The organism is Actinacidiphila oryziradicis (assembly GCF_005047355.1).
GTDB lineage: Bacteria > Actinomycetota > Actinomycetes > Streptomycetales > Streptomycetaceae > Actinacidiphila > Actinacidiphila oryziradicis.
This window is the reverse complement of record NZ_SUMC01000014.1, coordinates 140584-163129: the sequence shown is the minus strand read 5'-3', so window position 1 is coordinate 163129 and position 22546 is coordinate 140584. Positions and strand designations below refer to the sequence as shown.

Here is a 22546-nt window from a genome sequence, read left to right as displayed (position 1 = left end):
CCCGGCCGTACGGGTTGTCCACAGGGCCCCGGCGACCCGGCTCAGGCCTGGGTGACCTTCAGGATGATCTTGCCGCTGACGTGGCCGCCCTCGCTCCGCTCATGCGCCTTCGCCGCCTCGGCGAGAGGGAACACCGAGTCGACGGCGATGCGGAGCTCCCCCTGCTCGAAGAGCCGGGCCGCCTTGGGGAGGGCATGCCACGCCCTGGGCTCACCGCCCATACCGGCGGTCACCCGGACGCCGTACTTCGCGGCCTCGAAGTCGGCGATGGTGACCACCTTCCCGGGGGACCCGGTGATCTCGACGAGGTCCGGGAGGGAGCCCTTGCCCGCCGTGTCGAGTGCGGCATCGACACCTTCCGGGGCCAGCTCCGCCACCCGCTCCTTCAGCCCCGGTCCGTAGGTGGTGGGGATGACGCCCAGGGAGCGCAGGTAGTCGTGGTTCGACTCGCTCGCCGTGCCGATGACCCTCACGCCGTCCGCGATGGCGAACTGGGCGGCGACGCTGCCGACGCCTCCCGCCGCACCCTCGATCAGCAAGGTCTGTCCGGCGGACGGCTTCAGGATGTCCAGGGCCCGCTGTGCGGTCTCGGCCGCCACCGGCAGCCCCGCCGCCTCCTCCCAGCTCATCGCCGCGGGCTTCGCGGTGAAGTGGTCGAGGACCGCGAACTCGGCGGACACCCCCTGGCCGGAACCGAACACCTCGTCCCCGACGCCGACACCCTCGACGCCTTCCCCGACCTCGTCCACCACCCCGGCGGCATCGCTGCCGGGAATGGCGGGGAACTCAACCGGCATCATGTCCTTCAAATACCCGGACCGGATTTTCCAGTCGACCGGATTCACCCCGGCCGCGCGGACCGCGATCCGCACCTCCCCGGGACCGGCATCCGGCTCGGGCACCGTGGTCACCCTGAGAACGGACGGGTCACCGTATTCGTCATACGTCAACGCAAACATTTCTGCCCCTTCCACGCGGCCGGCCAGCGCTGGTGCACGCCGCCCGCGGGATTGCTGAGAACGCGTCCTGTGCCTGGGCAACCGGGTCGGATGGTGTCTGATTCCCCGTACGACACGGTCCCGGGTGGGGCCGACCGGGTGAGTCAGCCGTCAGCGCGGGGTCGGCGGCTCACCGTCCCGCGCCGGGGTCGAAGAGCTGCGGCAGGTCGTCCAGGGTGGCCGAGGGGCCGGTCAGCACCGATCGGGACGGGGCCAGCAGGCCGTCGAGGAACAGATCCAGGTGGCGGTGGACGAAGCGGTCGAGATCGGTGCCGCGCATCCCCGGCAGCGGTCGGCCGAGTTGGGCCAGCGCCAGCATCAGGTCGCCGATGCCGGCATCTGGACGCAGCCGGCCGCACTGCTGTGCGGCGTCCAGCAATTCCTGCGCGGCCCGCAGGAGCGTGTCGCGAGCCGTCCGGACCGTGGGATCGTCGTCCAGACATCCGGACAGTACGGAGAAGAAGGCGCCGCCACGCCGGTCGGCTGCCCGGTGGACCACGCGTCGCAGTGCGGCGAAGGCGTCCGGCTCCTCGGCGAGTGCTCCCCTGGTCTCCGCCGTCAGTTCGGCGGCGGCGGCGATCATGACCTCGCGGATCAGCTGACGGCGGTCGCTGAAATGCCGGTAGAGGGTCGCGTTGCCCACCCCGGCCCGCCGGGCGATCTCGTCCAACGGCGCATCAGCACCGTAGGCGATGAAGGCGTCGCGGGCGGCCGCGACAATCCGCTCCCTATTGCGCAGGGCGTCGGCCCTGAGGCGGTGCTCCCCGTCCGGAGCTGCGGTGCTGAGGACTTCCGCGTCTTTCACAGTGCTCGATGTAACCGGAACGGAACACTTAGCACAAGGGCCGGTCACCCGTCGGCTCATCCCGCGTGTGCGCGCTGCGCGAAGATCTTGTGCGGGTCACGCGCCGCCTGTGGGACGGGGCCGGACCGGCGGCGCCGGATCACCAGGAGGACCGTCTCTGCCGCGCCGCCAGAGGGCTGTCGGCCGTATACGGACCACGGCCTGTCCGCGCAGGAGCCCGGTGGTCCGCAAACCGGGTGGAAGCCATCGCCGGTGACACCGTTTCAGTCACGCTCCGCGCGATGCGGCCCGTGCCCCGGCTACAAGTTGCGGGGATCGACCGGCACTCCCGCCGAGGCGCCGTCCACGCCCGTCCTGCTCTGGGCGACGATCTCCTGGACGTGCCGCTCGATCGCCTCCGGATCCAGGCCGAGGACCTTGCCTATGTGCACCGACCACACCTCCGAGCGCAGGTTCGTCTCGAAGTCGAGGTCCGCCCGAACGTTCTCCCGGGCGGCCTGCCGGTTCTGGCTCACCATGACGAACGTGGACAGGAAGATCGCCTCCAGGCTCACGATCATGGTGAGCAGCCCGAACGGATACGGATCGAAGATCCCCGAGTTGCCCAACAGGCCCTCGTTCAGCGCGATCCAGACGACGAACCACACGGCATGCAGATAGACGAACCGCATGGTCCCCGCGAAAGCGGTGATCGCGTCCGCGACCCGGTCCTGAGAAGTACGCATCCGGGCGAAGACATACCGCTCGTGCGCGGGACGGACGAGCGGGTGTGCGGGGACGTTGCGACTGTCGGAGTCCGAATTCATGCGCTCATATTGCCGGATCGCCTACGGCGGCCCCGCCCGCAGCCGCCGGACCACTGTTCTTCCGGCGTCCGTGTGCGCTCGGTGACCGGGGATCTGGGATCGGATGTATGCTCACTCGGCGTCGTGCGGACATTTTCCCGTACCCGGGAGCCTGTGACAGACGAACCTCCAACGCTGAGCCGGACACAGGCCGGGGCACTTCGCGCATTCAGAGGTAGTGCTCTTCGGCCGATCCGGGCGAGGGGCTCACACACCGATTTTCTCCGCGGCGTCCGCTCGTCTTCCGAGGGCGCCGCCGCAGCTGTCCCGGCGCCCGGAACGAGCCGCCGCAGCCGGCACGACAGCGAGATCCCCGACAGCCGGGTACCGGACGGACCAGGTACCCGGCGAGTCAGTCATGGTCACCACCGTGGTGCCCGGCGGTACACGGCCGGAGCCGCATTCGAGGGGATAGCTGTGCAACTGAGCGAACTGCTGGACGGACACGATCACCAGGTACTCCAGGGCGATCCGGCAACGAGGATCACCGGGGGAATGAGTTTCGACGCCCACCGGATGGCACCCGGCTCGCTGTATATCGCGGTACCGGGCCACCGCGAGGGCGGCCCGGAGCGCATCGGGCAGGCCGTGCGGCGCGGCGCTGCCGCGGTACTGCTCGAAGGCGGGCTTCCCGGGCCCGCCGGCCTGCAGGAGGTGCCGGAGGACGTGTGCGTGGTGCGGGTGGCGGACACCCGTGTGGCGTCCCCCGTCGTCACCTCCCGCTACTACGGCGAACCGGGCCGGGGGATGGACATGGTGGCGGTCACCGGCACCAACGGGAAGACGTCGGTGTCGTCCATGGTCGAGTCGGTGCTGAGAATCGTCGAGGGCGCCAGGGTGGGAGTCATCGGGACGTCCGGCAGCCGGGTCGGCAGTGAGCCGGTCCCGATGCCGTGGTCGGTGCTGTCCACCCCGGAGTCACCGGACCTTCAGTACCTGCTCGGGTACATGCGCGACCGCGGTGCCGGCAGCGTGGTGCTGGAGGCCACCTCGATGGCGCTGCTGACCCACCGGGTGGACCGGACGTTCCTCGACGTCGGGGTCTTCACCAACCTGACCCAGGATCATCTTGACGACCACGGAACGATGGAGAACTACAAGAACGCCAAGCTGCGTCTGTTCCAGGGGCTTTGCCGCCATGCGGTGGTCAACGCCGACGATCCGGTGGGTGCCGAGATCCAGGCGCTGATGCCGGGGGCCGTGACCACGTACGGGCTTGACGCCGAAGCGGACTACCGGGCCACCGATCTCGTCGTGGACGCCTTCGGCACCCGCTTCACGCTGCACCACGGCGGCAGCAAGTACCCCGCGGCGATCCCCGTCCCGGGCCGGTTCTGGGTGGCGAACGCGCTGGCCACCGTGGCGGCCTGCCACACCCTGGGCCATGACCTGGAAGCACTCGTGGGCGCGCTGGAGCGGGTGGCGGCCGTCCCGGGCCGGTTCGAACGCTACGAGACCCCCGGCGGCACTGCCGTGATCGTGGACTACGCCCATTCACCGGACTCACTGGAGAAGGTCCTGTCCGTGATCCGTGAGTTCGCCCCCGCGCGGATCATCACCGTCTTCGGCTGTGGCGGCGACCGGGACATCACCAAGCGCGCCATCATGGGGAAGATCGCCGGGGACCTCTCGGACCTGTGCGTCCTCACCTCGGACAACCCGCGCACCGAATACCCGGAGACGATCCTGGACCAGGTCGCCACCGGGCTCACCGCGACGGGCACTCCCTTCGAGCGGCAGGCCGACCGCCGTCTGGCGATCAGCTTCGCACTGGCCGCCGCCGAGGCGGGCGACATCGTCCTCATCGCCGGAAAGGGCAGCGAGCCGCACCAGATCGTCGGCGAGGAACTGATCCCCTTCAACGACCTCCAGGTCGTCCGCGAACTCGCCCAGGCATAGCCGGGACGGGCGCGCCCAGCGCGCGCCCGGAACGGGTCAGGAGCGGTCGGTGCCGTGCCTGCGCATGCGCTCGGCCAGCGGAAGTGGCGTCTCGTCGAGACCGGCGGCGGATCCGCTGGCCATCCGTGCGCACACTCCCCGGCAGGCGAGCATCTGATGGTCGTTGTGGTGCGCGACAACGATCGCGTCCGAGTCCGGCGCATTGCGGTAGTCGGCGCGGCAGACGATGCAGACCAGCCCGGAAATCATCTCTTCGGTCGGTTCAGCACGGCCGCGACTGCGGCTTGAGATTGCGTTCTGCGAGTACATACGCCCGAATCCCTCTGCTCATGACTTGGAGGAGGATGGGCCGGACCGATCCGGGTGAGCGCCCTGGAGCGTTCCGGGTGGTTCTGCCTGGATTTTGGAGGGAGCGGTGCCGATCACCGAGGGGCCGGGGCGCGAGGCGCGCCCGTATCGCCACGTTACTCCTGTCCGTGTCGGACGGTGCGCCACCAGATGCCCGGGGCAGGCCGTATGCGCGATGGGATCCGGCCAAGTTCAGCGCGTCGCGGCCGGCGGCGGTACGGACAGGGAGCAGGAAACACAGACCGCGTCCGAGTTCTCCGGCGCTCCGACGCCCGCGCGAATGCCGAACCAGGCGAGCAGCCCCGCAGCCGCCAACAGTCCGGCACAGGTCCACATGGCGCCGTAGAACGCGGCGTCGACCGCGGTCCGCGACTGGTATTCGGACCCGGAGAGGCCCACCAGCGACGGCAGGGCGGCGATGGCGAGCAGACTTCCGGTGCGGGCCGCGGCGTTGTTGACGCCGCTCGCGGTTCCGGCTCTGCGGTTGTCCACGGAGTCCAGGACCGTGGCGGTGAGGGGCGCCACCAGGAGGGTCATCCCGGCTCCCAGGACGGTCGCGGCCGGGAGCACCTCCGTCAAGTACGAGGCTCCGGGCCCGACGCGCAGCATCAGGAGGACGCCGATCCCGGCGACCACCGGCCCGGCGGTGAGCGGAATGTGGGGGCCGATGCGTTTCCCGAGGTCGGCGGCGCGGGCCGAGAAGGCCAGCATGAGCAGGGTCAGCGGCAGCAGGGCCAGGCCTGCCAGCAGCGGGGAGAAGCCCGCTGTCACCTGCAGTTGCAGGACGAGGAAGAAGATGACCCCGCCCAGCGCCCCGTAGATCAGCACCGTCACGGTGTTCACCACCGAGAACAGCCGGGAGGAGAACAACCCGAGCGGAACCATGGGAGCGGGCGAGCGGCGCTCCACCATGATGAATACCGTCCCGAGGACAATCGCGATCCCCGCCGCCCACGCCGCCGACGCCGGCTGCGTCGAGGCCACGGTGAGCGCGAAGGTGAGCGACCCGAGGGCCAGCGCGGCCAGCGCGGCGCCGGGCACGTCGAAACGGCCCGTGGCGGTGTCGTCCCTGCTCTCCGGGATGTGCCGGAGAGCAGGGACGACGACCACCGCGGCCAGCGGCAGGTTGATGAAGAACACCCAGCGCCAGCCGGGTCCGCCGACCAGCCAGCCGCCGAGCACGGGTCCCACCGCCCCGGCGACCCCGCCCAGACCCGCCCAGGCCCCGACGGCAGACGCCCGGTCGTCGGGGCGGAAGGCTGACTGGATGATCGCGAGCGACCCCGGGGCGAGGAGAGCCCCGCCCACGCCCTGCAGTGCGCGGGCCGCGATCAGCAACTCGGCGTTGGGCGCGATCCCGCACAGCGCCGACGAGAGCGCGAACCACACGACACCCGTGAGGAAGACCTTGCGTCTGCCATAGCGGTCGCCGAGCGACCCTCCCAGGAGGATGAGTCCGGCGAGCGTGAGCATGTACGCGTTGACCGCCCATTGCAGGGCGGAGAGCTTGGCATCGAGGTCGATCCCGATCCGCGGCAGCGCGACATTCACCGCGGTGCCGTCGATCATGGCCATGCCCGAGCCCAGCACTGTGCTCAACAGCACCCACCGCCCGGTGGCGCTGCCGAGCCTTACCCGACCGGTGCGTGGATCGGCCATGCCCCATCTTCCCCAATCCGTCCGCCGGACGCCACCGGTCAGAACACCGACCAGCCCGTCGCCGTGACGAAGGCGTCGAGCGCCCCCACCGCGGCGAGGGAGTTGCCCGCCTGGTCCAGGGCAGGGCTCCACGCGCACAGAGCCCCCCGGCCCGGCAGAGCGCCGGTATGTAATCGGCCACCTTGCCGGTGCCGAGCACCGGCCGGGCGGCCTCCATCGCCTCGCACAGCATCTTCTGGTGGTCCACGGGCGCCATTGTGCGGGACTTCCGCGAGGTCTGCCGCACCTGCCCGCCTGCCGCACACTGGGAACCGTGACGGGAAAGCGCAGCGCGGGCATCCTGCTGTTCCGCGGCGACGGCGCGGGCACCGAGGTGCTCCTCGGCCATATGGGCGGTCCGTTCTGGGCCGGGCGGGACGCGGGCGCGTGGTCCGTGCCCAAGGGCGAGTACGAGCCGGACGAGGATCCGTGCGCCGCCGCGCGCAGGGAGTTCGAGGAGGAGCTCGGCATGCCGCCGCCGACCGGCGAATTCCTGGCGCTCGGTTCCGTCCGGCAGTCCGGGGGCAAAGTGGTGACGGTCTGGGCCGTCGAGAGCGACCTCGACCCGGGACTCGTCGTCCCCGGCACGTTCGAGATGGAGTGGCCGAAGGGCTCCGGCCGGATCCATGCCTTCCCGGAGATCGACCGGGTCGAGTGGTTCGTGCTCGGACGGGCCCGCTCGAAGATAGTGGTCAAGCAGCGCGACTTCCTGGACCGCCTCGGCGGACTGCGTTCCTGACTCAGCGTGCCGCGCCATCCGCCGCGAGGCCGCCCGGGAGACCGCTGAGCTGTGCCAGCAGGAGTGCTACGTCGTCCCGCTCGGTCCCGGGCTCAAGGATGCCGAGGACGCCGTCGCAGGTGGCCTGCAGGGAGTCGTACGGCTGGGCCAGCCGCGCGCGGAGCCGGTCCAGACCCTCACTGATGTCCTCGCCGCGGGTCTCGATGAGACCGTCGGTGTAGAGCACGAGCACCGACTCGTCCGGCACGTCGAACTCCACCGCCTCGAACTTCACACCGCCGACGCCGAGCGGAACCCCGGGGGGCAACTCCAGCAGCCGCACTCTGCGTCCGCCCTCCGAGGCGGGGTCGGGCTCGACGATCAGCGGTGGTACATGCCCTGCTCTCGCGATGGTGCAGCGACTGAGGGAGGCGTCGTACACCGCGTACACGCAGGTCGCCATCAGGGCCTCGTCCGGGTCATGGGCCAGTTCGACGGCGATGTCGTCGATGCGCTGGAGCAGCTCGGCCGGTGGCAGGTCGAGTCCGGAGAGGGTTCGAACCGCGGTACGGAGCAGGCCCATGGTGGCGGCGGCGCGCAGCCCGTGGCCGGTGACGTCGCCGATGACCAGGGCGACGCGGCCCCCGGTGAGCTGGGTGACGTCGAACCAGTCGCCGCCGGCCTCGGTGCCGGTGCTGCCCGGGACGTAGCGGAAGGCGATGCGGACTCCGGGCGGCTCGGGGATGTGGTGCGGCAGCAGGGCACGCTGCAGCATCAGCGCTCCCGCGCGCTCGCGGGCGTACAGGCGGGCGTTGTCCAGCGATGTGCTGGCCCGGCCGGCCAGCTTCATGGCGAAGGCCATATCGTCGTCGTTGAAGGGCGCGCTGCTCTCCGCCCGGTAGACCACCAGCAGCCCCAGCACGATGCCGCCGACGCGCAACGGCAGCGCCATCATCGAGTGGACGCCCAGCTCCAGGGCGGCCTTGGTCCTGGGATCGCCGGGGTACGTGGCGGCCAGCAGCCGCTCCGCCGTATTGGCCAGCTGTGGGAGTCCGGTGTGCAGCGCGGTGCCGGTGACCGAGCGCTCCGAGACCGTGAACGACTGGCCGGCCCGCAGCAAGCGCTCCACCGGCGGACTGTGCTGCTTGTAGGCGGCGCCCAGCTGGACCAGCGGTGTGCGGTGGGTGGGCGGCTGTCTGGGCAGTTCGCCGGCGGCGGCGATCTCCTCCAGCACGATGACTCCCGCGTAGTCGCTGAATCTGGGCACGACGGTGTCGGCCAGCCGCTCGGCGATCCTCGGGATGTCGAGCAGGTCGGCGACGCGTGTGCCGACGTCATTGAGGAGGGAGAGGCGCTCGCGGACGATCTCCTTCTGGGCGGCGACCTCGTAGCGTTCCGAGACATCCATCACGGTGCAGCCGACACCGAGCACCCGGTGGTCCTCGTCCTCCAGCCGGCTGCACGAGACGGAGCGGAAGCCCTCCCCGTCCGGCCCCGGCATGATCACGTCCACCACGGGCCGGCCGGTCCTGAGCACATTCCGCTGCAGTTCGGCCAGTGCTTCGCCCACCCGGCCGCCGACCACCTCGTCCACGGTGCGGCCCAGATGCTTCTCGACCGGATGATGGTCGAGAAGGGCCAGGGTCTTGTTGACCTTGATGTGCCTGAGGTCGCTGCCGAGGATCGCGACGCCCAGCGGGGAGGAGTCGAAGAGCGACTCCAGGGTGGCCAGGTCGCGCCACTCGGTGTGCTGGCGGCTGACGTCGCTGAGGGACGCGTGGACGTACGGTCTGCCGTCGCCGTCGGCGAGCAGCGACACCTCTGCCCGGACCTGGACGGGGTAGCCGTCCCGGTGGTGCAGTGACAGGTGTCCGGTCCAGGACTCGGTGTCCAGCAGTTCGGCGAGGAGGTCCGCGTCGCCGCGGACATGCATGAGCCGGTCGAAGCCGAGGCCCACCGCGTGATCGCCCGTCCATCCCAGCATGTCCTCGGCCTGATGGCTCCACAGCCTCACCTGGCCGGTGGTGTCCAGAATGATGACGGCGGCGTTCACCCGTTCACCTCCGTCCGCGCGGGCCCCCGATTCGTATGTCGATTATCCACCCACATATCCGGCGATAAGGAAGATCCCGGTCCGGGACAGGGGAGCCCTGCCCCGGCTGTCCGGTGCCCCGGACCGCGTCGTCAACGGCAAGTCCCGCCGGGCGCCGGTGTGTCCGGTAAGCCTGGCCGGGGCGCCTCGCGACGACGCCTGTGCGGTCGTCAGGTGCGGCCGGAGTGCTCCGGGTGGGTGAGGCTGATTCCGGTGGCGGGGTCGAAGACGTGGGCCTTGGAGACGTCGATCCACAGTTCGGCGGCCTGGCCTCGCAGGCCCCGGTGGCCGCGTCCAGTGCGCTGTCATGCCCGGTCAGCCTCCGCACCAGCTGCTGCCGCCGGCTGTCCGCCGCCCTGGGTAGCTTGTTGTCATGGATGACATAGCGGCCGCCCGGGGCTTATCGTCGCCCGGAAGCCTCCGGGCCGAGGAGGCCCGGGGTCAGCCGCCGTTACCGGCTGCGAAGGCGCCCAGCGAGGGGACCGAAGCCTTTCCGGTGTTGGACACCGGGCCGCCGGTCCAGGGCACCTTCAGCGCGGCGGTCTCGTCGGGAGGCGTGATGAGCAATGCGGCGGGCGTCGTGGTGGTGGCACCCGTAATCGCCGGGTTGCCGAAGGACAGCCCCGCCCAGGCGCTCTTGCCCGGGGCCAGTGAGATGACCTTCCGCTCCGATCCGCTCGCCCGCTCCGGGTCCGGCGCCACGGCCTGGCCCTTGCTGTTGACGAACTCCGCGCCCGGGAAGCCGTACACGGTGCAGGTACGGCCGGACCGGTTGGTCAGCACGATCGGGAAGTTCTCCTGCCCGGCACCGGGGTTGTTGGCACCGACGGACGCCTTCAGCTCCGAGGTGTGGCAGCGCGTGCTCGAGGCCGCGCCGCTGTTCTGGGGGGTCGACGAGCCCTGCGCTACCGTTGGCGCCGATCCCGCGGGGGCGGTGGCGGTCGCCGACGCGGACGTCATGGTGGTGGCGGCGATGGTGGCAGGGCTGGTCGTGTCGCCGCCCACCGGATTCGCTGTTCCGGCCAGGCTGGACGGGGCCGCGCTGCCCGACCCGCTGGTGCTTCCGCAGCCGGCCAGCACGGTCAGCAGTACGGCGCCGCCCGCCATCGCCCGGCCATTGCGGAGGGCAGCGGCCGTACGGTGACGGAAAGCCCTGCCGTGCTCGTCCTGTCCCGCGCGGTCACTGCGATTGCTCGACATGTCTTCATCACTCTCTGGTCGCCCGTCCGTGCCGTCATATACGTCGATGACGCGCCGGTGGGAAAAGTTCACGTCGATTTCGGGCGTCACTTCGTGACCTTCAGGCTGTCGAGGACCCGGTCGGTCGCATCGCCGCCGCCCGTCTGGCGGACCTCCACGTAAAGCTGGGAGGCACCACCGCCGGTCGAGGCGAGAGCGATCTCCTCGATCGACGTCCCGCCACTCCCGCACGCGACCCAGCGACGCACCTGACCGTGCCATGACGGGTCTGAGAAATCCCGGGTCTTCCCATACTCGCAGTCGCTGTGGCCGATGGCCCGGACCTTGGCCGCCACGTCCCCGTGTTCGCTGAGCCCGACGAAAACTCCGCTGACCTTGGCGTCCAGGTCCTCCCAGCGTGCCAGGTCACTGGCGACGACGAGACCGGGCTCATGGGTGCCGGAAAGCCCCAGCGCGCCAGGCGCCCACCCGGCGCCACGCAGCTGGCCGCTCCACTGGGCGGGCACCTCGACGGCGATACGTCCTGTGGTGTCGCCGACCCCCACCATGGAGGCAGAGGCGTGCCGATCGCCCAGCGTGACGGTAATGCCCGCGCCTGCGCCCGCCGCCACTGTCAGCGCGATCCCGGCGGCGACCGCCACCCGCCGGGTCCGGCGGCGTCCGGGCCGTACGCCCGGACGCGGCCCGGCCTGCTCGGCCTGCTGCGCCAGACCCTCCAGTACGGCGGCGAACTGCGATGCCGACGGCCAGCGCCGCTCACGGTCCGGCTCCAGGGCGCGCATGACGGCCCGCTGGACACCGTCGGGAAGCTCCGGGCACAGCCGGTCGGGCCGGACGACCTTCCCCGGGGACCCGGGTACGGTTCCGGTGATCAGGTGATAGCTCAGGGCGCCCAGGCCGTAGATGTCGGCCCGCTCGTCGATTCCGTCGACGCCGGGCTCGGCCTGCTCGGGGGACATGTATCCGGCCGAGCCCGCGACGAGGGTGAGCCCCGACGCGTGGGCAAGGCTCTTGGCCAGCCCCAGGTCCGCCACCAGCAGCCGGTCGCCGCCGCCCGGAGCGGCTCGGACCAGCACGTTGGAGGGTTTGATATCCCGGTGCACGATGCCCGCCTCGTGGAGCGCGGCCACCCCGAGAGCGGCCTCGGCCGCCAGCCGCAGGGCCTCCGGCAGGGGCAGCGGGCCGTCCGCCAGCCGGTCGGCCAGGGTCCCGCCGTCCGCGTACTCCATCACGAAGTACGGCCGGTCGTCCGGCAGCTCGCCGATATCGAAGACCTGTACCACGCGGTTCGATGACGCACGCCGCAGCAGGCGCGCCTCGGCCAGGAAGCGTTCCCGGAGATCCAGCCGGTACGCCCAGTTCTCGGCCATCACCTTGACCGCGACCGGCGCTTCGAGAGTGTCGTCGTGAGCCAGCCAGACCACACCGAACGCGCCGGATCCCAGGGGTCGCTCCAAGCGGTAGCGGCCTATCCGATCAGGGGAAGACATTGATGCGCCCCGAGTTCTGTGAAAATGAATCTTGCACTCGCAGGCTACCGACGCGCGGGTCACTGTCCGAGTTCCACCAGCGTCGCACCAGCTAAGGAGACATTGTGGGGCTGCCCCCCGAGATCGAGGACCTGGCCGTCAGCGCGGCAGCCGGTGACGAGACCGCGCTCGACTCTCTTCTGCGGCAGATCCGGCCGGAGGTCCTGCGGCGCAGCGGCCGGTTCCTGCCGCACCGGGAGGACGCCGAGGAAGCCGCCCAGGACGCGCTGCTCCAGGTGGCCCGCAAGATCACTACATTCGAGGGCCGCAGCCTGTTCAGCACCTGGCTCCACACCGTGGTCGCCAACTGCGCGCGCCAGAAGTACCGGGAGCTGAAGAGACGGGCCCAGGAGCAGCCCATCACGGTGGACGAGGCCCAGCGGGCGGACCCGCGCACCACGAGCGTGATCGCCGGCTCGCGCCTCGATCTGCTCGAAGCGCTGGAACGGCTTGAGCAGACCCAGCCGCACCTGGTGGCTCCACTGGTGTTCCGGGACATCTGCCAGCTGGAGTACGCCGAGATCGAGGAGCGCCTCGGCATACCGCTGGGCACGGTGAAGTCCCGTCTGCACCAGGCACGGAAGCAGGTCCGTCAGTGGCTGATCGTCGTGCCCTGACGATCCGGCGGAGCGGCAGATGGGCGTGCCGGGCGCCGGGAGCCCGGCACAGATCTTCAGCGCGCTCCTACCTGCCGCTCCACCTCGCCGCTGTCCCAGTAGTCGGTGCGGTGCGTGATCAGCCCGTCCGCACCGACCCGGAATCTGAACACTCCGCGGATGCTCACCGCTCTGCCCCCGGCGGAGAGCAGGGTGAACGACATCCGGTAGGCCAGCATCGCCCGGCCGGCCTCGGCCACGAGATCCTCGACCTCGTAGCGGAGACCGGCGAAATCGGACAGGAAACCGGTGAGGGCCGCCCGGTAGGCGGCCCGGCCGGCCAGGCTCCGCCCGAGGGCGGAGGTGTGCTCGTTCACGAAGTCCTCGCTGACGCAGGCCGCTATCGCGTCCGCGCTGTGACCGTTGAGCGCGGATATGTACCGCAGCACCGCGTTCCGGGTGGCCTCGTCATTCACCGGGTACGGCCCAGAGGCGGCGCACCGTGTCGAACACCTTCTGGTTGTGCGAGATCTCGACGACATTGCCGTCGGGGTCCTTGAGCGCGCAGATGTAGCCGACGGGGTCGGGCATGTCCCGCGGCTCCCAGTGCAGGCTGTCCAGCTCCCGCGCGCGGTCGGCGAGCGCGTCGACGTCCTCGCGGCGCGGTACCTCGATGCCGATGTGCGCGAACGGGGTGAGCAGTCCGAGCGGGGCGCCCTTGTCCTTGTTGAACGAGACGAGGACAAGCACCATCGGCGTCTCCGCCTGCTTGTCGTTGGAGAGCCAGGCGCTCTCGCCGTCGGCGTCCCGGAACCGCTCGACGACCACAAGCGGTGTGAGGGAGGTGTAGAACGCGATGGCTTTGTCCAGGTCGCCGGTGGGCAGCGCGACATGGGTCCAGCGGGCCTGGGGCAGAGAGGTGGTCATGGATTCCTCCGGAGTGCTTTGCTGTACGGGGTGCGAGGTGCGGGGGTGCGGCGGGTCAGGTCGAGCCTCTTTCGAAGGGCTGGCCGAGCGCTTTCGGCTCGCGGTGCTTGGCCGAGAAGAGCAGCATCGCCAGGAGCGCCAGCAGGTAGGGCGCCACGATGAGGAGCTGGGAGTTCGCCGTCATTCCGAGGGCGGGCAGCGCCAGCCGCATCGCGTCGGCGAGCCCGAAGAGCAGGCAGCCGACGAGCGTGCGGCCCAGCCGCCAGGCACCGAAGATCACTGCCGCGATGACGATATAGCCGCGTCCTGCCGTCATGTTCTGATTGAACGACCCGACCTCGCCCACCGCCAGATACGCGCCGCCGAGGCCGGCCAGCGCGCCGCACCACAGCAGCGCCTGGCGGCGGCGGACATTGACCCGGATGCCGGTGACATCGGCGGCCTGCGGGGCCTCGCCGACCGCGCGCAGTTCCAGGCCCCAGCGGCTCCGCTCGACCAGCCACCAAGTCAGCGGGACGATGAGGAGCAGCAGATAGACGGGCCATCGTTCGACGAACAACGGCCGGCCGATCGCCGGGATGTCACGCAGCACCGGCACGCTGAGCTGGGTCACCTGGTGGCTGTCGAAGGTGCTGGTCGTGATCAGGTAACTGGTCAGGCCCAGCACCAGAGCGTTGAGCACCAGGCCGACCACAAAGGTGTTGATCTCGGCGCGATGCGAGAGGGCGGCGTGGACGACGCCGATCAGCAGTCCGGTGACCACGCCGGCCAGCAGGCCCGCGGTGGCACTGCCGGTGCCGCTCGCCACGGCGACGGAGCTGAAGGCGGCGCCCAGCATCATCGCCTCGACCGAGATGTTCAGGGTGCCGGCCCGCTCGGCGAGGTACTCCCCGCAGGCGGCGAACGCCAGCGGCGCGGTGAGCCGTACCCCGCTGGACAGGACGGTGGCGATGTCGTCCAGAGCGCTCATACCGTGGCCTCCTGGGGAACGCGTAGGGGGTCGCTCGCGGCCGGAGCCGTCAGTGCGCCCGCGCGGCGGCGGCGTACCATGCCGACGATCACCGGGGGCGCGACAAAGGCCAGGACCAGCAGCGACTTCACGACGTCCACCAGGAACGACGGGACACCGGTCGCGGCCAGGAAGCTGCCGCCGGACCGCAGCACGCCGAAGAGCAAGGCCACCGGGATGGCGAGCAGCGGCTGGTTGCGGGCGACCAGTGCGACCAGCAGACCGTCCCAGCCGATGTTGTCGGAGATACCGGGCTCCAGCCGGTTGGTGCCGACCGGGCTGGTCAGCAGGACCGCCCCGGCCAGTCCGGCGAAGGCCCCGGACACGGCGAGCGCCGCTCCGCCGAGCGCGCCGGTGCGGACGCCCGCGTGTTGCGCGGTGCGCGGGTTGAGCCCCAGCATCTTCAGCCGGAATCCCCACCGGCTCCGGGCCAGCGCCAGCGCGAGCACCACCGCCGCGATCACTGCGACGAACACACCGCCGTTGACCTGCAGCCCGGGATAGCTTCCGGCCGAGCCCAGCAGCGCGCCGGCCGGAATCTGGTTGGACGCCGAGGAGACGGTGGCGTTTCCCACCCTGGACTCCTGGAGCAGCCACGGGGTGTTCACCGCGTACGCGACCAGCTGCGCGGCGATGAAGGTCATCAGCAGGGTGCTGACGACGACGTTGACGTCGCGCCACCGGTGCATCAGCGAGCTCAGCGCCGCCCAGGCACCACCGGCCAGCCCGGCCGTCACCAAGGTGAGCACCAGCAGCACCGGACCGGGGACCGCCAGTCGCAGCGCGACCCAGGCCCCGGCGAGCGCGCCGACCAGGACCTGGCCCTCCTGGCCGATATTGAACACTCCGGCGCGGGAACTCACGCACGACCCGACGGCCACCAGCAGCAGCGGGGCAGCGTAGAGCAAAGTGGTGGTCCAGGCCGTCTGGCCGGCCATGCTGCCCTGGTACAGGGCCCGCACCGATGCGGTGGGGGAGCCACCGGTAACCGCGATCAGCAGCGAGGACAGGCCCAGCGCGGCGACGACGGCGGCCGTGGTGGCCGCGACGGCCGGCCAGCCGGACCGTACGGATCCGGACCATACGGATACGGAGGAGAGCGCGGCTCGTACGTTCATGCGACCCTGCTTTCCTTCGCCATCGCGCTTTCCTTCGCCATCCCGCCCACCAGCATGCCCAGGCGCTCCGCCGTGGCCTCCGCGACGGAGAGCACCCCGTTGACCCGGCCGGAGGAGATCACCGCGATCCGTGACGCCAATGCCATGACCTCTTCCAGCTCGGTGGATATCAGCAGCACCGCCACCCCGTTCGCCGCCACATCGCGCAGCCGTTGGTACATGTCCTCGATGGCTCCCACGTCGAGCCCGTGCGTCGGCTGTGCGGCGACGAGGACGGCGGGACCGGCCGAGAGCTCCCGGGCGAGGACGACCCGCTGCTGGTTGCCGCCGGAGAGGCTGCGCAGCGGTGCGTCCAGGGACGGTGTGACGATGTTGAACTCCTCCGCCAGCCGCCGTGCGGCGGCGTGCATCTTCCGCCGGCTCACGAAGACCCGGCGCAGGCCCCGGCCGCTGACGGCGTTGAGCGATTTCAGGACCAGGTTCTCGGCGACGCTCATGTCCAGCACGACTCCGGAGCTGTGCCGGTCCTCCGGCACGATGCCGAGTCCGGCCCGGTGCAGCGCCCCGGGCCGCGCCGGATCGACGGTCCTGCCACCGATCTCGACGGTCCCCGAGGCCGGGACGACGAGCCCGGACAGCAGGTCGCCCAGGGCGGCCTGGCCGTTGCCCTCGACTCCGTACAGGCCGGTGATCTCGCCCGCGGCGACCTCCAGGTCGAGCCCGTCGAGCACCGGCACCCCGTCGGCCCTGACCACCAGGCCCTTCAGCCGCAGCGCCGGGCCGCCGGGCCCGGGGCGTGGCCCGGGGGAGGAGGAGGGCGAGCCCGCGGTCGGCAGCAGGCCCAGCGCTGCGGCCTCGGCCTGGAGCGAGACATCGCGCCCGACCATCCTGCGCGCCAGCTCCTGCGGGGTGGTCTCCGCCGTCGCGCTCCGGAAGGCGACCCTGCCCTTGCGAAGCACAGTCAGCCGGTCGGTGGCGGTGGTGATCTCCGCCAGCTTGTGGCTGATCAGGACCACCGCGCGGTTCTCGGTCCGCACCACCCGCCGCAGCACTTTGAAGAGCTCCGCCGACTCGTCCTGGGTGAGTACGGAGGTGGGCTCGTCGAGTACGAGTACCGAGGGGTCGCGGCGCAGGCACTTGATCAGTTCGACGCGCTGCCGCTCCCCGGCCGACAACCGGTCGACCCGGGCCATCGGGTCGACCGGCAGGCCGTAGCGGCCCGCGACCTCCTCGACCTCGCGGCATGCCGCCGTGCGGTCGACCTTCCCGGTGTCGCCGAGGACGACGTTCTCCCACACCGTCAGCGGTTCGATGAGACTGAAGTGCTGGTGCACCATCCCCAGCCCCAGTGCCACCGCCTGCTGGGGGCTGCGGATGTCGACCGCCCGGCCGGCGTGCAGGATGGTCCCGGCGTCGCGCTGTACCAGCCCCAGCAGGATCTTCATCAGGGTCGACTTGCCCGCCCCGTTCTCGCCGAGGAGACCGTGGATCTCGCCCCGGTGCACGGCGAGGTCCACGGCGTCGCAGGCTGCGACCAGGCCGTAGCTCTTGCTGATCCCGCGCAGTTCCAGAGCCGGTACCGGGGGGTGGCCTGGGTCCGCGGTCCGCTCTTCAACGTCCATACCGGTTCACGTCCGTCCCAGTCACCGGCTCAGTTGCCGAGCCGCTTCACTTCCGCGGCGGGGTCGATCTTCTTGGTGCCGATGGAGGACATGAAGGCAGCGAGCTTCTTGTTCTCCGTGGCCGTTCCCTTGCACAGCTTCACGGTGGGGTACGGGTCGACGCCCAGCTGCCAGACCTTCTCCGCGCCCATGGCCAGCTTTCCGGCCGCGAACTGCTTCAGCGCCGCCGCGAAGTAGTCGCCGGGGCTGAAGAGCACCGATACGTCGAAGGTGGGGCTGGTGGAGGAACAGCGGTCGGTGCCCGGGGTGAGGGTGATGAGCTTGCCGGTGTTGGCGAGCGCGGTCGCGGCGTCGGTGGAGCCGCCGAGGTAGGGGTACATCGCCTTGACGCCCTGGCTCATCTGCGCCTGGACGGCCTCCTTGGCCTTGGCGGAGTCGTTGAGGTCACCGGCGTAGGTGGTGACCACCTGGGCCTTCGGCAGCACTTCGCGGATCCCGGCCTTCCACGCCTTCGCCGCCGCGATGGTGAAGTCGGCCTGCTGGCCGGTCACGAATCCGGCCTTGGTCTGGCCCTTGGCCTGCATGAGCAGTCCCGTGGCGTAACCGGCGGCGAGCATGCTCTGGTTGGGGTTGTCGCTCGAGAGCATGATCTGCGGGGTCTGGGCGACGTTGGCCGAGGACGGCACGTACCAGGCCGTCTTGGCGCACAACTGCTCCGTGGACGCCGGGATCGCGTCGCTGAGCTCCGAGGCGCCGAGAGCGATCATGTCGACCTTCTGCTGGCACAGGGCGCGGGCGGCGCTGAGCGCGCTGGTGGCGGGGACGCTGCCGCGCTTGATCACCGTCCAGCCCTTGGACTTGGCGAACGCGTCCGCCTCGTCGACGAAGCTCTCGTAGTAGCCCTTGTCGTTGATGTCGCCCGGGCTCAGTACGCCGATGACGACCTTGCCGTCGCCGTTCACGTCCGGCTCGCCCGACAGGATCGTGCCGCCGCCGGCGGCCGCCGACGCCGAAGTACCGGTGGTGGCGCTTGCCTTGGGGGCGGTCGCGCTGTTGCTGGCGCAGCCGGCCAGCGTGGCCACCGCCGCGAGGCCGGCGACCAGTGAAGTCCGGACGCGTCCAACTGTGTGATGTCTGACCACGACGATCCTCTCGGAGCGGAGAGCGAGGGAGGGAGGGTGTGTGGGGGGTGCGACGGCGCTGGCGCGGGGTGGGATTACCTGGGGTGGCGGGGTGGGATTACCTGGGGTGGCGGGGTGGGATTACGTGGGGTGGCGGGGTGGGATCAAAGGGGTGTGGGCTCACAGGGGTACTGCCGCGGCTGGGCGTTCGGCGTATTCGGCCGCAGATACCGACGGCCAGCGGTACGGGACATCGAGTTGGGCCCGGCGCAGCAGCGCGGCGGACCGGCTTTCGGCCTCTTCGCGCAGCGCGTCGACGTCGACGGTGGTGACCCGGCGGTCGCGTACGACGATCCGGCCGTCGACGATCACATCCCGTACGGTGTCGGCGGCGGCGCCCCAGACCAGGTGCGTCGCCAGGTCGCCGCGCGGGGCCCAGGAGAGCCGGCGGGTGTCGAGAAGGACGAGGTCGGCGGCCTTGCCGACCTCGATCGAGCCTATGAGGTCGCCGAGGCCGACCGCCCGCGCGCCGTCGATGGTGGCCAGGGCGAAGGCGTCGTCGGCGCGCAGCGGCCGGAACGTGCCTTCAGGACCCCGGCGGTCCGTGCCCCGGTCGCGGTCCAGCGCGGCGAGCAGCCAGGCGGCGCGCAGCACGTCCGGTACGTCGCCCGCGTTGTGCGAGTCGCAGCCCAGAGCGAGCCGTCCGCCGCGCCGGACCAGTTCGGCGTGGCGGCCGGCCCGGGTGAAGCCCTGTCCCAGGCGCAGATACGCGGCCGGGCAGGAGGCCACGGCGGTCCGGGTCTCGACGATGGCGTCGAGCTCGGCGTCGTCGAGCCATACCGCGTGACCGAGCAGCAGTCGCGGCCCCAGCACCCCGAGCCGCCTGAAGTGCAGCACGGGCCGGGTGCCGGTGCGCCGCTCGTACGATTCGGTGTCGCGCGCGTCCGGCGAGATGTGCCAGGTGAGGCCGGTGTCGAGGCGTTCGGCCAGTTCGGCGGCGCCGGTGAGCAGTTCGTCGCCGGCGAGGTCGTGTCCCACCAGGGTGACCCAGCCGGTGACCGGTCCTGCGGCCGGGAGCGAGCGTACGGTCTCCTCCTGGCGGGCGAGGGTCTCGGCGGCGGGAAGGGCGTGCACCGCGCCCGGCACGTCCCAGCCCCAGCAGCCCACCCGGCCGCGGATCCCGGCGGCTGAGAGGCCGCGTGCCACCCGCCGCGGATGGGCGACGGTGCCGGGCTCCAGCACGGTGGTGACGCCCCGGGTGAGGCACTCGGCGGCGGTCAGCGTGGCGGACAGCTCGTCGTCGTCCCCGGTGACCTCGCCGTGCAGCGGCACCGCCCACCCGAAAATGGACTCCTGAGCGTCGATGTCGTCGGGGATCATGCTGCGGACCAGCGGGTCGACCGTCGTGTGCTGATGGGCGTTGACCAGTCCGGGGATGACCACGCAGCCGCCGGCGTGGAGCTCCTCGGCACCGGGGAAGCGGGCGCGCATCGTCTCGGCCGTACCGATGGCGGCGATGCGGCCGTCCGCGACAGCGATGGTGGCGCCGGTGATGACCTCGCGGCCCGGTGCCATCGTCACCACGTCGCCGCCAACGACGAGCAGTGCGGTGTCTCGCATGCCACCCTCCCTCCCGGCTGATTCGCGATCAGATCCATCTCGCATTACGAGTCGATGACCCGAATAGCGAGGTACTGTGCTCTGGTCGTTAAGTGGTGTCAATACTTCCCGGGGGGCTCTGCCCATACGTGATGGGCTATTAACCCCGGTGTCGCCAATGTGAAACAGGCTCAAACCGACAGCCGTGTTTCTGACTTGTTTTGACGGTGTTTCCTCACCGGATTCCGAACGTAGAAGGTGCCTTCCGGTACGAAAGGCACCCGCTGCCCGGTCCGTTGGCATCCGGTCCGTTGGGATCCGCAAGCGTCAGTCCGGATCCCGGGAGTCGAGGAGGCGTACGGCCACGGCCTTCTCCTGCCGCGCGCCCGCGCGCGGCGCCTCCGTCAGAAAGCCCAGCACCCGGCGGTACTGGGCCTCGCTCACCAGCGGACCCATGTCCAGGTCCTGGTGCCACGCCCCGAGCCGGACGCCGCGCATCGCCTCCGCGACCCGGGCGACCACCTCGTCCTGGACCGATGCCTCGACGAGCAGCCGCGATCCCGCATAGCAGTTCTGCCCGGCGTTCTCGGTGACGGAAGCGACGATCGCCGGGACGGCGGCGTCCAGATCGGCGCCAGCGGCGCCACCTCGGACGGCTTGAGTACAACTGTGTTGCCGGCCGCGAGCGCCGGGGCGGCATTGGCCGCCGTGAGCACCATGGGGACGTTCCACGGGATGATGACCGCGCAGACGCCGTACGGCTCCTGGAGTGTGTAGCCGAAGTGGCCGGGGCTGCGGGTGGGCAGCGTCACGCCGGTGAGCTTGTCGGCGGCCCCGGCGAAGTACTCGATGATGTCGTGCGCGATGAAGGCGTTCAGCCGGCCGCCCGACAGCGGTTTTCCGACGTCGCGCGCTTCCAGGCCCGCGAGTTCCTCGGTGTGCAGCGTGACGAGGTCGGCCCACCTGCGCAGTACGGCTCCGCGCTCGGACGGCGAGGTGGCGGCCCACCCCGGGAAGGCACGGCGGGCGGCCGCGACGGCATCGTCGATGTCCTGCCGTCCGGCACGGGCCACCGAGTGGAAGGGGTAGCCCAGGGCCGGGTCGATGACGGGCAGTTCGCCCTTCTCGCGGGCGGGCACCCACTCCCCGTCGATCAAATGCCGGGCGGGCGGGATTACGAGGTCTGCCATGCCGCGATCCTTGACCGATCGCATACCACATGTCAAGATGCCGTCTCTCTTTACGCTTCTGTTTTGGCCGCTACTTTGACTGCTCCTCGGGGAGGACGCATGCGCGCGACCGCCGCTGTTCTGGAAAGCGCAGGAGCACAATTCGCCCTGCGAGACGTGGAGTTGGAGGAGCCCCGCCCGGACGAGGTGCTGGTCCGGGTCAGCAGTGTCGGAATCTGCGGCACCGACCTGGAGTTCGCGACGTTCTTCCCCACCCCGGCCGTGCTCGGCCACGAGGGCGCCGGAGTCGTCGAACGGGTCGGCGCCCGGGTGACCTCGGTGGCCCCCGGCGACCACGTGGCGATGAGCTTCACCTCGTGCGGCGACTGCCCGCTCTGCCTGACCGGCGCTCCCGCCTACTGCCACGGCTTCGACGCCCTCAACTTCACCGGCCGCCGCCCCGACGGCTCTTCGGCGCTGTCGCTGGACGGCGACCCGGTCAACGCCCACTTCCTCGGCCAGTCCTCGTTCGCCACCCATGCCGTGGCCCCCGCCCGTGCCGTCGTACCCATCGGCAAGGACATCGACCTGGACCTCGTCGGACCCTTCGGGTGCGGCTTCCAGACCGGCGCCGGAGCCGTGTTCAACGTCCTGCGCCCGCAGCCCGGCACCTCGCTCGCCGTCTTCGGCGCCGGCGCGGTCGGCGCGGCGGCGATCCTCGCCGCACAGGTCGCCGGGTGCGCCGTCATCGCCGCCGTAGACGTCAACGCAGGCAAGCTCGACGCCGCCCGCTCCTTCGGCGCGACCCACACCGTCGGCCCGGACGGCGGCGGCACGGCAGAAGCGCTGCGCGACATCGCACCGCACGGCTTCGACTTCGCGATCGACACCACGGGCCGCGCCGACGTACTGCGCACCGCCGTCGAGGCGCTCGGTCCGCTCGGCCGCTGCGGCGTCATCGGCGTCGGCCCGAGTACGGACATGAGTTTCGACTGGCGCAGCATCCTCAACGGGCGCACCGTCACCGGCATCATCGCCGGCAGCAGCCTCCCCCGGCTCTTCCTGCCCAAGCTGCTGGAACTGCACGCCGCCGGACGCTTCCCGGTGGAGCGGATGATGACCCGCTTCCCGTTCGACCGGATCAACGAAGCGGTAGCCGCGGTACGCGCCGGTACGGTCGGCAAGGCCGTCCTGACCATGTAATACGCGGCAACGCATCCGCAACGACAGCGACATTGTTACGCCACGTACCG

General features: G+C 70.7%; 21 protein-coding genes and 1 pseudogene. 4 read left to right on the top strand and 18 right to left on the bottom strand.

Annotation, left to right across the window (positions count from 1 at the left end; genetic code table 11):
• Positions 1-41: 41 nt before the first annotated feature.
• The 3 genes from FCI23_RS17470 to FCI23_RS17460 form a co-directional block, all read right to left on the bottom strand.
• Positions 42-959 carry an NADP-dependent oxidoreductase gene (locus tag FCI23_RS17470; RefSeq protein ID WP_136724819.1) on the bottom strand — a complete coding sequence of 306 codons (918 nt, stop codon included), beginning with the start codon at positions 957-959 and terminating at the stop codon, positions 42-44.
• 169 nt (positions 960-1128) lie between these two features.
• Positions 1129-1803: a TetR/AcrR family transcriptional regulator gene (locus FCI23_RS17465; protein ID WP_246143775.1), complete on the bottom strand. Its 675-nt coding sequence runs from the start codon at positions 1801-1803 to the stop codon at positions 1129-1131.
• A gap of 299 nt (positions 1804-2102) precedes the next feature.
• Positions 2103-2609, bottom strand: coding sequence for a DUF1003 domain-containing protein (locus FCI23_RS17460; RefSeq protein ID WP_136724817.1), 507 nt, complete (start codon positions 2607-2609; stop codon positions 2103-2105).
• A 456-nt stretch (positions 2610-3065) separates the two neighbouring features.
• Between FCI23_RS17460 and FCI23_RS17455 the strand changes: the two genes are divergently transcribed.
• The gene (locus FCI23_RS17455) at positions 3066-4547 is read left to right on the top strand and encodes a UDP-N-acetylmuramoyl-L-alanyl-D-glutamate--2,6-diaminopimelate ligase (protein ID WP_136724816.1); all 1482 of its coding nucleotides are present in this window, start codon (positions 3066-3068) and stop codon (positions 4545-4547) included.
• 36 nt (positions 4548-4583) lie between these two features.
• On the opposite strand, the gene FCI23_RS17450 is transcribed toward FCI23_RS17455, so the two are convergent.
• The 3 genes from FCI23_RS17450 to FCI23_RS63770 all read right to left on the bottom strand — a co-directional run bounded on the left by FCI23_RS17450 (position 4584) and on the right by FCI23_RS63770 (position 6781).
• Positions 4584-4796 carry a hypothetical protein gene (locus FCI23_RS17450; protein WP_136724815.1) on the bottom strand — a complete coding sequence of 71 codons (213 nt, stop codon included), beginning with the start codon at positions 4794-4796 and terminating at the stop codon, positions 4584-4586.
• A gap of 291 nt (positions 4797-5087) precedes the next feature.
• The gene (locus tag FCI23_RS17445) at positions 5088-6554 is read right to left on the bottom strand and encodes an MFS transporter (protein ID WP_136724814.1); all 1467 of its coding nucleotides are present in this window, start codon (positions 6552-6554) and stop codon (positions 5088-5090) included.
• A 38-nt stretch (positions 6555-6592) separates the two neighbouring features.
• The gene (locus FCI23_RS63770) at positions 6593-6781 is read right to left on the bottom strand and encodes a glutaminase (RefSeq protein WP_407645979.1); all 189 of its coding nucleotides are present in this window, start codon (positions 6779-6781) and stop codon (positions 6593-6595) included.
• An 86-nt stretch (positions 6782-6867) separates the two neighbouring features.
• Here FCI23_RS63770 and FCI23_RS17435 point away from each other — a divergent pair, with 86 nt between their 5' ends.
• Complete coding sequence (locus FCI23_RS17435; RefSeq protein ID WP_136724812.1) at positions 6868-7332, top strand: NUDIX domain-containing protein; 465 nt, start codon at positions 6868-6870, stop codon at positions 7330-7332.
• 1 nt (position 7333) lies between these two features.
• Here the strand turns inward: FCI23_RS17435 and FCI23_RS17430 are convergent, their stop codons facing one another.
• The 3 genes from FCI23_RS17430 to FCI23_RS17420 form a co-directional block, all read right to left on the bottom strand.
• Positions 7334-9364: a SpoIIE family protein phosphatase gene (locus tag FCI23_RS17430; RefSeq protein ID WP_136724811.1), complete on the bottom strand. Its 2031-nt coding sequence runs from the start codon at positions 9362-9364 to the stop codon at positions 7334-7336.
• Between the two features lie 480 nt (positions 9365-9844).
• Positions 9845-10603 carry a DUF4232 domain-containing protein gene (locus FCI23_RS17425; RefSeq protein WP_246143774.1) on the bottom strand — a complete coding sequence of 253 codons (759 nt, stop codon included), beginning with the start codon at positions 10601-10603 and terminating at the stop codon, positions 9845-9847.
• An 86-nt stretch (positions 10604-10689) separates the two neighbouring features.
• On the bottom strand, positions 10690-12093 hold the full coding sequence (locus FCI23_RS17420) for a serine/threonine-protein kinase (RefSeq protein WP_136724810.1): 1404 nt from the start codon (positions 12091-12093) through the stop codon (positions 10690-10692).
• A 104-nt stretch (positions 12094-12197) separates the two neighbouring features.
• Between FCI23_RS17420 and FCI23_RS17415 the strand changes: the two genes are divergently transcribed.
• Positions 12198-12749, top strand: a complete 552-nt coding sequence (locus FCI23_RS17415; protein ID WP_136724809.1) for an RNA polymerase sigma factor — start codon at positions 12198-12200, stop codon at positions 12747-12749.
• Positions 12750-12805: 56 nt separating this feature from the next.
• Here the strand turns inward: FCI23_RS17415 and FCI23_RS17410 are convergent, their stop codons facing one another.
• The 9 genes and pseudogenes from FCI23_RS17410 to FCI23_RS17375 all read right to left on the bottom strand — a co-directional run.
• Positions 12806-13204, bottom strand: coding sequence for an ester cyclase (locus FCI23_RS17410; protein ID WP_246143773.1), 399 nt, complete (start codon positions 13202-13204; stop codon positions 12806-12808).
• Complete coding sequence (locus FCI23_RS17405; protein WP_136724807.1) at positions 13197-13655, bottom strand: VOC family protein; 459 nt, start codon at positions 13653-13655, stop codon at positions 13197-13199. Before FCI23_RS17405 ends, FCI23_RS17410 begins: the two co-directional genes overlap by 8 nt.
• Positions 13656-13710: 55 nt before the next feature.
• Positions 13711-14625: an ABC transporter permease gene (locus tag FCI23_RS17400; RefSeq protein ID WP_136724806.1), complete on the bottom strand. Its 915-nt coding sequence runs from the start codon at positions 14623-14625 to the stop codon at positions 13711-13713.
• Positions 14622-15782, bottom strand: coding sequence for an ABC transporter permease (locus FCI23_RS17395; RefSeq protein ID WP_136724805.1), 1161 nt, complete (start codon positions 15780-15782; stop codon positions 14622-14624). Before FCI23_RS17395 ends, FCI23_RS17400 begins: the two co-directional genes overlap by 4 nt.
• Complete coding sequence (locus tag FCI23_RS17390) at positions 15779-17404, bottom strand: ABC transporter ATP-binding protein (protein WP_136724804.1); 1626 nt, start codon at positions 17402-17404, stop codon at positions 15779-15781. Before FCI23_RS17390 ends, FCI23_RS17395 begins: the two co-directional genes overlap by 4 nt.
• A 29-nt stretch (positions 17405-17433) precedes the next feature.
• Positions 17434-18546: a BMP family ABC transporter substrate-binding protein gene (locus FCI23_RS17385; RefSeq protein ID WP_169316825.1), complete on the bottom strand. Its 1113-nt coding sequence runs from the start codon at positions 18544-18546 to the stop codon at positions 17434-17436.
• Positions 18547-18705: 159 nt separating this feature from the next.
• Positions 18706-20145: an amidohydrolase family protein gene (locus FCI23_RS17380; protein ID WP_136724803.1), complete on the bottom strand. Its 1440-nt coding sequence runs from the start codon at positions 20143-20145 to the stop codon at positions 18706-18708.
• A gap of 306 nt (positions 20146-20451) precedes the next feature.
• Positions 20452-20856, bottom strand: a complete 405-nt coding sequence (locus FCI23_RS59690; RefSeq protein WP_246143779.1) for an aldehyde dehydrogenase family protein — start codon at positions 20854-20856, stop codon at positions 20452-20454.
• Positions 20821-21314 (bottom strand): annotated as a pseudogene (locus FCI23_RS17375) (aldehyde dehydrogenase family protein); the annotation flags it as partial. The pseudogene FCI23_RS17375 and the gene FCI23_RS59690, both read right to left, overlap by 36 nt.
• 99 nt (positions 21315-21413) lie before the next feature.
• Here FCI23_RS17375 and FCI23_RS17370 point away from each other — a divergent pair.
• A complete protein-coding gene (locus tag FCI23_RS17370) occupies positions 21414-22496 on the top strand; it encodes an NAD(P)-dependent alcohol dehydrogenase (protein ID WP_136724801.1) in 1083 nt (360 codons plus the stop codon).
• Positions 22497-22546 lie beyond the last annotated feature (50 nt).